Here is an 11,691-nt window from a genome sequence, read left to right on the forward strand (position 1 = left end):
GTCAGAACTCCACCTCCTGGCCGCGACGCCGGATCACGGTGATCTCGTCGCGCTGGTTGCCGGTCGGACCGAGGTAGTTGAAGGCGAACGAGAGCTGGGCGTAGCCGCCGATCACGTGGGTCGGCTTGACCAGGATCCGGGTCGCGGAGTTGTGGATGCCGCCGCGCCGACCCGTGGCCTCCGACTTCGGCACGTTCACCACTCGTTCCTGAGCGTGGTAGACGAAGACGGTGCCGGGCGGCATCCGGTGGCTGACGACCGCGCGGACGACGAGGACGCCGTTGCGGTTCACGGCCTCGACCCAGTCGTTGTCCTCCACCCCGATCGCGTCCGCGTCGGCCTGGCTCATCCAGACGACCGGCCCACCGCGCGAGAGCGAGAGCATGAACAGGTTGTCCTGGTACTCGGAGTGGATCGACCACTTCGAGTGCGGCGTCAGGTAGCGCACCGTCACCGACGTACCGTCCGCGCCGCGATCGCCCGGACGGGTCTCGCCGAACATCCGCTGCATGTCCAGCGGGGCCCGGAAGACCGGGAGGGTCTCGCCGAACTCGTGCATCCAGTCGTGGTCGAGCAGGAAGTGCATCCGGCCGGTGAGCGTGTGCCAGGGCTTGGAGCGCTCGACGTTGACGGTGAACGACGCGTAGCGCCGCCCGCCGGTCTCGCTGCCCGACCACTCCGGGCTGGTGACCACGGGCACCGGACGGGCCTGGGTGTCGGCGAAGGAGATGCGCTTCTCCTCGTTGCCCTCGGCGAGGTCCACGAGGTGCGTACCGGTGCGTCGCTCGAGCTGCCGGAAGCCCTGCACCGCCAGGCGGCCGTTCGTGGTGGCGGACAGGGCGAGGATGGCCTCGGCCATCTTCGCGTCCGTGTCGACGGCCGGACGTCCGTCGCCGGCACCGCCGAGCATCACGCCGTTCTGCGCGGCGAGGGCGGAGACCTCCTGATCGGGGTGGTAGGTGACGGCCTTCGTGGAGACGCCCAGCCGGTCGACCAGCGGCCCGAGGGCGGCCATCTTGTCGGCGACGGCACCGAAGTCCCGCTCGACGACCACGAAGTTCGGCATCGTGCGCCCGGGCACCGGCTCGACCCCGCCTGCCCGCCAGTCGAGCACCCGGCCGCCGGGCTGCGCGGTCTCGCCCGGGGTGTCGTGCTGCAGGGGGACGGCCACCAGGTCCTTGCGGACCCCCAGGTGGGGCCCGGCGAGCTCGGAGAACCGGCGGCCGATCGCGTGGAAGGCGTCGAAGTCGGTGCGCGTCTCGAACGGCGGGTCGATCGCCGGGGTGAAGGCGTGCACGAAGGGGTGCATGTCGGTGGTGTTGAGGTCGTGCTTCTCGTACCAGGTGGCGGCGGGGAGCACGACGTCGGCGAGCAGCGTGGAGCTGGTCATGCGGAAGTCCAGCGCGAGCAGCATGTCCAGCTTGCCCTTGGGCGGCTCCTCGTCCCGCCACGCGACGTCGCGCGGTCGACGGTCCGGCGGGGTCTGCTCGGCGAGCAGGTTGTTGTGGGTGCCGAGCAGGTGCTTGAGGAAGTACTCGTCGCCCTTCGCCGAGGACCCCAGCAGGTTCGCCCGCCAGAGCGTGAGACAACGAGGCCAGTTCTCCGGGGCGTCCGGGTCGTCGATGGCGAACCGCAGCTCGCCGTCGCGCAGCCTGCCCGCGACGTACTCGCCGATGTCGGTGCCCGCGGCCACCGCCTCGTCGGCCACGTCGAGGGGGTTGCGGTCGAACTGCGGGTAGGACGGCATCCAGCCCAGCCGCGCCGAGAGCGCGAGGGTGTCGATGGTGTGCATCCCCGCGAGGTGGCCCTCGGCGAGCGGCGAGGTCAGCGCGTCGGCGCGGTAGCCGTCGTAGCGCCACTGATCGGTGTGGGTGTACCAGTACGCCGTCCCGATCATCTGGCGCGGCGGGCGCTGCCAATCGGTGGCCATCGCCATCGTGGCCCAGCCGGTCACCGGCCGGCACTTCTCCTGGCCGACGTAGTGCGCCCAGCCGCCGCCGTTGCGGCCCATCGCCCCGGTGAGCAGCAGCAGGGAGAGCACCGCGCGGTAGGTGGCGTCGCCGTGGAACCACTGGCAGATGCCGGCGCCCATGAGGATCATGGTCTTGCCGCCGGACTCCTCGGAGTTGGTCGCGAGCTCTCGCGCGATGCGCACGACCTGCTCGGCGGGCACGGAGGTGATGGCCTGCTGCCACGCGGGCGTGCAGGGTTCGGCGGCGTCGTCGTACCCGCTCGGCCACGTGCCCGGCAGTCCGCCGCGGTGCACGCCGTACTGGGCGAGCATCAGGTCGAAGACGGTCGTGACGAGCCGGCCGCCGACGCGGCGGGTGGGGACCCCCCGGCGGAGCACCCCGCCGCTGCCGTCGAGCGCGTCGAAGCGGGGCAGCAGGACCTCGGCCGACTCGCCGTCCATCAGGGTGAGCTGCGGGGCGACGTCGCCGAGCTCCAGGTTCCACCGGCCGGCGCCGGAGTCGGTGTAGCGGAAACCGAGGGATCCGTTGGGCACGACAGGGGTCCCGGTACGCCCGTCGATGAGCACGGTCTTCCACGCCGCGCCCTCCGAGTCGTCGCCGAGGTCGGCGGCGGTGAGGAACTTCCCGGGCACGTACGCGCCGTCGCGCTCGGAGAGGGTCACCAGGAAGGGCAGGTCGGTGTAGCGCTGGACGTAGTCGACGAAGAACGGGACGCGGCGCCGCACGAAGAACTCGGTGAGGATGACGTGGCCCATCGCCATGGCCAGCGCACCGTCGGTACCCGGCTGGGCGGGCAGCCAGGTGTCGGCGAACTTCGTGTTGTCGGCGTAGTCCGGGGAGATCACGACGACCTTCTGGCCCTTGTAGCGGGCCTCGGCCATCCAGTGGGCGTCCGGTGTCCGTGTCACGGGAACGTTCGATCCCCACATGAGCAGGTACGAGGCGTTCCACCAGTCCCCGGACTCGGGGACGTCGGTCTGGTCGCCGAAGACCTGGGGCGAGGCCACCGGGAGGTCGGCGTACCAGTCGTAGAACGAGGTCATCGCGCCGCCGACGAGCTCGATGAACCGCGAGCCCGCGGCGTGGCTGACCATCGACATCGCCGGGATCGGCGAGAAGCCGGCGATGCGGTCGGGCCCGTGGGCGCGGATCGTGTGCACGTGCGCGGCGGCGACCATCTCCACCGCCTCGGCCCACGTGACCCGCACGTGACCGCCCTTGCCGCGCGCGAGCTGGTAGCGGCGGCGCCGCTCCGGGTCGCCGACGACGTCGGCCCAGGCGAGCACGGGGTCGCCCAGGCGCTGCTTGGCCTCCCGGTACATCTCGACGAGGACGCCGCGCGCGTAGGGGTGGCGGATGCGGGTGGGGGAGTACGTGTACCAGGAGAACGCCGCGCCGCGGGGGCACCCGCGGGGCTCGTACTCGGGGGAGTCGGGGCCCACCGACGGGTAGTCGGTCTGCTGGGTCTCCCAGGTGATGATCCCGTCCTTGACGTAGACCTTCCACGAGCACGACCCGGTGCAGTTGACCCCGTGGGTCGAGCGCACGACCTTGTCGTGGCTCCAGCGGTCACGGTAGAAGACGTCGCCCTCGCGGCCCCCGGTGCGGAAGTCCGCCCGCAGGTCGGCCGAGGTCTCGCGGCGGGTGAAGAACCGCCCGGTCCTGACCAGGAGGTCGGCCAGGGGCCCGTCGGTCGCCCCGGCGTCCTCGCGCGCACCTCGTCCAGCGTGCTGATCGGTCACCGACGAACTCCTCTCTCGGGTTCCGCGAGGCCGGGCGCTGTGACTCGGCGGCACGCCGCCGGACAGGCCGGTGCGCGGAGGGACGGCCGGTCCCTCGGCGGGCGCCGTCGGCGCGGATCGATCTGTGCTGGGACGCCACCGACGCCTCAGGCCGGGACCGCGACGCGACGACGCACGACGGTGCCGGCGAGCGCCGCGGCCGCCGCTGCCGTGGCGGCGAGCAGCAGGAAGCCGATGGTGTAGCTGCCGGTCAGGCCGTAGATCGACCCCATCACCAGCGGCGGGAAGAACCCGCCGAGCCCGCCGGCGGCGCCCACGACGCCGGTCACCGCGCCGACCCGTTCCGGCGGCACCAGGCGCGCCACCAGGGCGAAGACCGCGCCGGTGCCCAGCCCGAGCGCGAGGGCCAGGCCGAGGAAGGCCACCGTCCCGACGGGGACGAGCGGAAGGCGCAGCGCCGCGACCACCGCGAGCACGACCGCCAGGCCGTAGGCCGCGAGCAGGACCTTCACCGCGTCGAAGCGGTCGGAGAGCCACCCACCCACCGGGCGCATGGCGACCGCGAGCACGACGAAGCCCGCCGTGCGCATCGCGGCGTCGGCCTTCTCCAGGTCGAAGTCGCTGGTGAGGTAGGTCGGCAGGTAGACGCTGAACGCGACGAACCCGCCGAAGGCGACCGCGTAGAGGAACGAGAGCTGCCACGTCGCGGGCAGACGCAGCACCGCGCCCAGCCGCGTCCAGACGCTGCCCGGTGCGATGGTCCGGTCCGGGCGGTCGCGCAGGACGAGCCACGCGACGACGGCGTAGGCCAGCAGCACGCCGGCGACGAGATCGAAGGGGAACGCGGGTCCGAACGCGGTGGCCAGCTGGACGGTGCTGAACGCGGCGATCGCGGTGCCGCCCATGCCGGCGCCGAACACGCCCAGCGCCGACCCACGCCGCTCCGGCGGGAACCAGGCGTTGACGAAGGGCACGCCGATCGCGAACGTCGTGCCCCCCAGGCCGAGGAAGAAGCCGCCGATGAGGTAGGCGGTCAGGGAATCCGCCAGGTGGCCCAGGAACAGGACCGGGAGGACGGTCAGCGCGGCGGCGGCCGGGAACATCGTGCGGGCGCCGAGCCGGTCGGTGAGGGCCCCCACGGGGATGCGTCCGAGCGAACCGACCAGCACCGGCACGGCCACGAGGAGGGCCTGCTCGAAGGCGGTCAGGTCGAGCCGCTCCCGCAGGGTCGAGCCGAGCGGACCGAGCAGCGCCCACGCCCAGAAGGTGACGGCGAACCCGAGGGTGGCCATGGCCAGCATGAGGCCCGGGCGCCCGGGCACGGTGGCGTTGCCCGGGGATCCCGCACCGGGCTGGCTGGTGGTCGACACGATGCTCCCCCACACCGGCTCGCGCCGGCCCGCCCGTCGGCCCGGTCGTCGTCGACCCTCCGACGTGTGCCGCCCGCCTCGGGAGAGCCGGAGAGCACCGGAGATCCGGACCGAACGTCACGTCGTGTGACCGGCGAGGTCCCGCCCCGTCCGGGACCTTCGGTCACGAGGCGGGGCCGGTGGTGCCCTTGTCCGCTCGAGCAGCGGGACGCATATCGAGGACGGACCATCCGGTCGACCGGTGATCCGGTGGGTCCGGGAGGAGGCCTCGTGACGTACGTGATCGCCGAGCCGTGCATCGACGTCCTGGATCGTTCCTGCGTGGAGGAGTGCCCGGTGGACTGCATCTACGAGGGCGACCGCGCGCTCTACATCCATCCCGACGAGTGCGTCGACTGTGGTGCGTGCGAGCCGGTGTGCCCCGTCGAGGCGATCTACTACGAGGACGACGTGCCCGAGGCGTGGTCGGTGTTCACCGCCGACAACGCCCGGTTCTTCACCGAGACGCTGCCCGGCGCGTCGGCCCCGCTGTCGTCCCCGGGCGGCGCGGCCAAGGTCGGCCGGCTGGGGGCCGACACCTCGTTGGTGGCCGAACATCCTCGGAGGGACGATCGATGATCCGGGTGGGACCATGACCTCGACCGGGCGGCGCAGGGGCGCCGTGACGAGGAACGACGTCGTCGCCGGGTTCCTCGTGCTCGCGGCCGTCGCGGCGTTCGCCATGGCGTCGGTCCCGGACACGACCTGGCCGCTGGCCGACACCCGGCTCACCGCGGTCGTCGTGCTCGTCCTCGGGCTGACGGCGGCGGTGGTGGGAGGGTCCTGGCGGACGGCCGCGAGCGAGCTGGCGGTCATGCGCCCGCTCGCCGCGCTGGGCGGGCTCGCCGCGCTCGCGGCGGTGATCACCCTGATCACCGGCAGCCGGGTGGTGCTCGCGGTCCTCGTCGTGCTCACCGTGGTGCTCTGGTTGCTCGCGACCGTCCACCACCTCACGACGCGGCGAGAGCCCCCGGCCGGCGGTGACGGCGGTCGGGGTTGACGAGAGCCGATCGCCGCGCGCCGCCGCCGGGTCACCCGGTCCCGCGCCCCGCGGGCACCGGGCTCGGGGCGCGGGGGAGCCGCAGCCGCACCGTCTGCCCGGGCCACAGGTCGTGGACCTCGTCCCCGACCGCGACGCGGACGGGCCGTCCGGGACCGTCATCGGCGGCGACGCAGACCTCGCGGTCGGTGACCCGTGCGGTCAGCGGCCGGCCCCGGTACTGCAGGGTCAGCTCGAGCACCCCGGAGCGACCGGGCCAGTGGGGGTTGAACCGGAGCACGTCGCCGCGGGTCTCGACGCCGGCGAAGCAGCGCTGCACGAGGTCCACGGCCCCCGCCATCGCCCCGAGGTGCACGCCCTCGGCGGTGGTGCCGCCCTGCAGGTCGGCGACGTCGCTGCGCACGACCCGGTCGAAGTGGTCGAGGGCCTCCTCCCGGTGCGCCCGGGCCAGCACCCAGGCGTGCACCAGCGCGCTGAGGGTGGAGCCGTGCGCGGTGCGGGCCAGGTAGTGGTCGATCGTGCGGGGGATCGCCTCGGGCGGCAGGGCGTAGCCGAGCCCGCCGAGCAGGTCGCGGAGCTCGTCGGCGGAGAAGAGGTAGAAGAGCATGAGGACGTCGGCCTGCTTGGAGGCCTGGTAGTCGTCCACCGAGCGGCCCTCGGCCTCGAGGATCCGGTCCAGGCGCTGCAGGTCGCCGTAGCGGCGCCGGTAGGCGTCCCAGTCGAGGTCCGGCAGGTCGCGGTAGCCGGCGAACTGGCTGATCACGCCGTCGCCGTGGATCGGGACGGCCATGCGCTCGCCGACCTCCCGCCAGTGCCGCAGCTCGGTCGGTCCCAGGTCGAGGGCCGCGGTGAGCGCCTCGCGCCGGGAGGGCGGCAGGAGGTCGAGCAGCTCCCGCGCCCGGCGGAGGACCCAGACGGTGAGGACGTTGGTGTAGGCGTTGTCGTCGATGCCGGGACGGTCCGACCCGGGATAGCGGGTCGTGTACTCGTCGGGGCCCATCACCCCGCGGATGTGGAAGCGGTCGTCGGCCGGGTCGTGCTCGGCCAGGTCGGCGAAGAACCGGGCGACCTCGAGGAGCACCTCGGCGCCGCCCTCGTCGGTGAGGAAGGCCAGGTCGCCGGTGGCCTGGACGTACTGCCACAGGTCGTAGGCGATCGCGAGGCCGACGTGGCGCTGCCGGTCACTGGTGTCGGGCAGCCACCGGCCCGAGAGCGGGTTGAGGTGCAGCCGCTGGCTCTCCTCGCGGCCGTCGCTGCCCGACTGCCACGGGTACATCGCCCCGCGGTGACCCGCCGCCCGCGCGGCCCGGCGGGCGGCGTCGAGGCGTCGTACCCGGTAGAGCAGTAGGGCGCGGGCCAGGGCGGGGAACCGCAGCACGAGGACGGGGAGGACGAACAGCTCGTCCCAGAACACGTGGCCCCGGTAGGCCTCGCCGTGCAGGCCCCGTGCGGGGAGGCCGGCGTCCAGGTCGAGGGCGTGGCGGGTGACGGTCTGGAGCACGTGGAACCCGGCCAGCCGCAGGTCGCGCACGGTCGTCGGGGACGCCGGCTGCTCGCCGTCGACCAGCTCGATCCGGCACCGGTGCCACAGCCGCGCCCAGCTCCGGGTGTGCTCGGCGAGCAGCTCCTCGAAGCCCGGGGCCTCCGCGAGCAGGCCGGCCGCGGCCAGGGCGGGCTCGGCGATCGCCACGTCCCGGGACGTGACGACCGCGGCGATCTTCTCGATCTCCACCGTCTCCCCGGCGCGGACCCCGACGGTCAGACGGTGACCGATGCGCCCCGGCGCGAGGTCCGGTGCGCGGACGACGGGCGCGTCGGCGGGGGCGGTCACCCGGGTGCGGGCACCGACGGCGACGCGGTGGCGGGACTGCGTGGTGGCGGCGGTCAGGAGCACGGTGTCGTCGGCGGTCTCCTCGGTCGCGAGGACCTCGAGGTGGCGCCCGGAGAGGTGGCGGTAGCGGGCCACCCCGCTGTTGGTGACGGTGCCGTCCACGCCGGAGGCCACGGTCAGCCGGCCGCTCCAGTCCTCGGCGACGACCGAGGTGTGCAGGCCCGCCAGGTGCCGGCGCTCCCGGTGCACGAACCGGCGCTGGTGCAGCCGGGTGTGCCGACCCGCGCCGTCGACGAACCGGGTGGTGCGGTGCAGGACCCCGCGGGCCGTGTCCAGCTGCGTGCGGTGCTCCAGCACCCGCCCGGCCGACACGTCGAGCCACGCCTCGTCCTCCACCGCGACGCGCAGGTCGAGCCAGTTCGGGAGGTTGACCATGCTCTCGTTCTCGACCGCCACCCCGTCGCCCACGTCGGAGAGCCGGTTGAAGACGCCGGCCGCGTAGGTGCCGGGGTAGTGCACGCCGTCCGCGCTGCTCTCCGGCAGCGCCCCGCGGGTGCCGAGGTAGCCGTTGGCGAGGGTGCAGAGCGCCTCCCGGCGCCCCTCGTCGGCGGGGTCCCAGCCGTCGAGCACGAGGGTCCAGGTGTCCGGTCGGGTCACCGGGGGTCCTGCTCGGCGCCGTGGTCGACCAGGACCGCGGCGAGGTCGCGACGCGGGGTGCGCGGGGGCGGCGGCGCCTCGGCGACGGGTCGGCCCACCCGGAGGACGACGACCGGGTGGCTGCCGACCATCCGGCGGACGCGTTCGCGGGTCTCGTCCACCTCGAGGACCTGGGTGATCGGGGTCGCGGCGAGGTCGTGGACCGTCGCCTCGAGGAGGACCGCGCTGAGCGCCTCGCCGGCCCGCACGACCGAGGCCGGGTCGTCGCCGCCGGCGGTCAGGACGAGCAGGGTGGAGGCGTCGGCGTGGTCGGCGCCGCCGTGGGGCTGGTCGAGGCCCCCGCCGGGGAACCACCGCAGCACGAGGTCGTCGTAGAGGTGCGGCTCGGTGAGCCGGGCGCCGTGGGGGATCCCGTCGGCCGCGCCCGCGTAGCGGTGCGTCCAGCGCTGCAGCTCGGCGGGGTAGCCGGGCCGGTCGAGCTGGAGGCGGGCGGCGTCGCGCATCGCGTGGACGAGGCAGCGGCGGGCGTGGCCGGTGACGGCGTGCAGGACGCCGTCGAAGGCCCGGGCGGCGTCGGCGAGCTCGTCGAGGACGCCGGGGTCGACGGGCTCGGGGGCGAAGCGACGGCGGTCGGTCCGGCGACGCCCGATCGCGGCGGCCTGCCGGCGTGCGTCGTCGGGGACCACGTCGGCCGCCGCCCAGCGGACCTCCGCCACCCGGTGCTGCGGCGGTCCCTCCCGGTCGAGCCGCACGAGCGGGGCGAAGCCGCGGACGGCGAGACCGAGGCGCAGGTGGTGCAGCGCGGCACCGCACGCGAGCAGCGCGCCGTGGCCGCGCTCGTCGGTGAACGGCAGCCGCCGGTGCGGGTCGACGGCGAGCTCCAGGCGGTCGGGGTGGAGCGTCCACCGCCAGGGCTGGGTGTTGTGCTCCGAGGGGGCCCGGAGCGAGCCCTCGAGCGCGGCGAGCACCGCCTCCCGGGGGTCGGTCGGCGTCCCGGACCCCGCCGGGGCCGTCACCCCGGTCTCGCGGCGCGTCTCCATGCCGGTCTCCCCGTCTCTCGTCGCCGCCTCGACGGTGGACGCCGGAGGGCCCCCGGCACCAGGCACGAAGTGCCCCGCGGAGCGGGACGATCGACCCGCGTCCAGCCCCGTGGCACGTGACCCGGTCGTCGGCACGACCGGTCGCCGGGAGCCCAACGTCCTCCGCGATCCGGGCCGTGCGTCCCTGATCGGGCGCGGTCGCCGCCCCCACGGTCGGGGCGGGACCGGGCACGAGAGCGGAGACACGGGATGACGACGAGCCGCGAGACCGACGAGATGACGGTGGCCGAGTGCCATCGCCTGCTCGACAGCGTCCCCGTCGGGCGCATGGTCTTCACCGACGCGACGGGGCCCGCCGCGCACCCGGTGAACTTCCTCCGTCACGGCCCCTCGATCATCGTGCGCACCGGGCCGGGGCCGAAGCTGGACGCCGCCCGGCGTGGCGATCTGGTCGCCTTCGAGGTGGACCAGGTCGACGCCGACGCCCACACCGGCTGGAGCGTGCTGGTGGTCGGGCGCGCCGAGGTGGTCACCGACGTCGACGAGCTGATCGCCGTCCTCGACGTGGCGCACCGGCCCTGGGTCCGCCGGCGAGGGGCGCACGTCGTCCGCATCACCGCGCACCGGATCACCGGCCGGCGTCTCGCGCTCGACCCGGCCGAGGGCGGCGCAGCACCCGGGGGCGGCTGACGATCAGCGCGGGAACACCGTGTCGCGGACGGCACGGGTGACGTCGTCGAGCTCGGCCACCTGGGCGAGCAGCTGGTCGCGCAGCGTCGGCTCGGCGCCCGAGGCGGCGGCGGTCAGGGCGAGGCCGACCCGCTGGATGCGGTGGAGCACCTGCTCGGACAGGGACAGGACGAGCTGCTCGCGGTCCTCGAGGGCGCGGACGGCCTCACGGTCGCGGCGACCGCGGCCCAGCTCGATGGCGGTCGTGGCGTGCGCGGCGAAGGCGAGCAGCATCTCCGCCTCGACCGGCCCGAACACCTCGTCGTCCGCGGTCCGGGTCAGGACGAGCACGGACCGGGAGCCGGGCGGTGACGCGTCGAGGGGCACGGCCAGCATCGAGCGCACCTCCGGGGCGCGCGCGACCACGCCGGTGGTGCGGGGATCGGTGGTGGCGTCGGGGACGAGCACCGGCCCGTCGGCGTCGAGGGCGGCCTGGGTGATCGATCCGGCGACCCCGGCGGTGCGTCCGGCCCAGTGCGCGAGGTCGCCGGCCACGACCACGACGCGGGCCGTGGTCGGGTCGGCGTCGGCGACCTCCGTGACCGCCGCTCCGTGGGCGCGGGCGATGTCGACGGCGACGTCGAGCAGGTGCTGGAGCTCCTCCTCCGGCGGCAGCTCCCCGGCGAGCAGGCTGCTGGCCATCTCGGCGGAGGCGGCCTGCCACCGTGCACGGCGGCGCTCCCCGTCGAGGAGCAGGGCGTTCTCGACGGCGATCCCGGCCGCCCCGGCCAGCGCGGTGAGCAGCTGCTCGTCGTCGGCGCCGAAGCCGCCCTCGTGCTCGCTCTCGGTGACGTAGAGGTTCCCGTAGACGGTGCCGCCGGCGAGCAGCGGGACCCCGAGGAACGACCGCATCGGTGGGTGCTCGGCGGGGAAGCCGACGGCGGACGGATGGGCGGAGAGGTCGTCGAGGCGCAGGGCCCGCGGGTGGTCGATGAGCTCGCCGAGGACGCCCTTGCCCTGGGGCAACGCGCCGATCCGGGCCACGGTGCCGGCGTCCATGCCGATGTGCACGAAGCGGATGAGCCGCCCGTCGCGCACGATGCCGAGCGCGGCGTAGCGCGCCTGGACGAGGCTCCGGGCGTTCTCGGCGATGCGCGCCACGAGGTCGTCGAGCTCGAGGCCGGCGGTGATGTGGTGCACGGCGTCGAGCAGGCCCCGCAGCCGGCCCTGGGTCAGCTTGACCTCGGTGGCCCGGTCGATGAGCTGGTCGAGCAGGTCGTCGAGCTCGAGCCGAGCCACCGTCGGGAAGGCGAGGCCCTCGGACGGGCTCGGGGGCTCGGGGCGATCGGACACAGCACCTCTCAGGGCAC

At 74.4% G+C, this 11,691-nt stretch carries 8 protein-coding genes; 3 read left to right on the top strand and 5 right to left on the bottom strand.

Annotated features, from left to right (window positions below; translation table 11 throughout):
- Position 1: 1 nt before the first annotated feature.
- Positions 2 to 3,715 carry a nitrate reductase subunit alpha gene (locus tag PH190_RS12155; RefSeq protein ID WP_420791635.1) on the bottom strand — a complete coding sequence of 1,238 codons (3,714 nt, stop codon included), beginning with the start codon at positions 3,713 to 3,715 and terminating at the stop codon, positions 2 to 4.
- Positions 3,716 to 3,861: 146 nt separating this feature from the next.
- Entirely contained in the window at positions 3,862 to 5,085 is a 1,224-nt protein-coding gene (locus tag PH190_RS12160) for an MFS transporter (RefSeq protein WP_420791636.1), read from the bottom strand.
- A gap of 270 nt (positions 5,086 to 5,355) precedes the next feature.
- Between PH190_RS12160 and fdxA the strand changes: the two genes are divergently transcribed.
- Both fdxA and PH190_RS12170 read left to right on the top strand, forming a co-directional pair.
- Positions 5,356 to 5,703 (top strand): ferredoxin, encoded by a 348-nt coding sequence (gene fdxA / locus PH190_RS12165; protein ID WP_274231773.1) that lies wholly within the window; start codon positions 5,356 to 5,358, stop codon positions 5,701 to 5,703.
- A gap of 43 nt (positions 5,704 to 5,746) precedes the next feature.
- Positions 5,747 to 6,124, top strand: coding sequence for a hypothetical protein (locus PH190_RS12170; RefSeq protein ID WP_274231774.1), 378 nt, complete (start codon positions 5,747 to 5,749; stop codon positions 6,122 to 6,124).
- A 31-nt stretch (positions 6,125 to 6,155) separates the two neighbouring features.
- On the opposite strand, the gene PH190_RS12175 is transcribed toward PH190_RS12170, so the two are convergent.
- Both PH190_RS12175 and PH190_RS12180 read right to left on the bottom strand, forming a co-directional pair.
- Positions 6,156 to 8,612, bottom strand: a complete 2,457-nt coding sequence (locus tag PH190_RS12175) for a glycoside hydrolase family 65 protein (RefSeq protein WP_274231775.1) — start codon at positions 8,610 to 8,612, stop codon at positions 6,156 to 6,158.
- Positions 8,609 to 9,652 (bottom strand): Acg family FMN-binding oxidoreductase, encoded by a 1,044-nt coding sequence (locus PH190_RS12180; protein WP_274231776.1) that lies wholly within the window; start codon positions 9,650 to 9,652, stop codon positions 8,609 to 8,611. Before PH190_RS12180 ends, PH190_RS12175 begins: the two co-directional genes overlap by 4 nt.
- A 249-nt stretch (positions 9,653 to 9,901) precedes the next feature.
- Here PH190_RS12180 and PH190_RS12185 point away from each other — a divergent pair, with 249 nt between their 5' ends.
- Positions 9,902 to 10,342 carry a pyridoxamine 5'-phosphate oxidase family protein gene (locus PH190_RS12185; RefSeq protein ID WP_274231777.1) on the top strand — a complete coding sequence of 147 codons (441 nt, stop codon included), beginning with the start codon at positions 9,902 to 9,904 and terminating at the stop codon, positions 10,340 to 10,342.
- A 3-nt stretch (positions 10,343 to 10,345) separates the two neighbouring features.
- Here the strand turns inward: PH190_RS12185 and PH190_RS12190 are convergent, their stop codons facing one another.
- On the bottom strand, positions 10,346 to 11,674 hold the full coding sequence (locus PH190_RS12190) for a GAF domain-containing protein (protein WP_274231778.1): 1,329 nt from the start codon (positions 11,672 to 11,674) through the stop codon (positions 10,346 to 10,348).
- Positions 11,675 to 11,691: the final 17 nt, after the last annotated feature.

The organism is Actinomycetospora straminea, from assembly GCF_028737255.1.
Lineage (GTDB): Bacteria > Actinomycetota > Actinomycetes > Mycobacteriales > Pseudonocardiaceae > Actinomycetospora > Actinomycetospora straminea.

Bases quoted from the DNA above. Each gene is read 5' to 3' on its own strand.
- PH190_RS12180 (WP_274231776.1), bottom strand. From the start codon at position 9,652: ATGGAGACGCGCCGCGAGACCGGGGTGACGGCCCCGGCGGGGTCCGGG.
- PH190_RS12185 (WP_274231777.1), top strand. From the start codon at position 9,902: ATGACGACGAGCCGCGAGACCGACGAGATGACGGTGGCCGAGTGCCAT.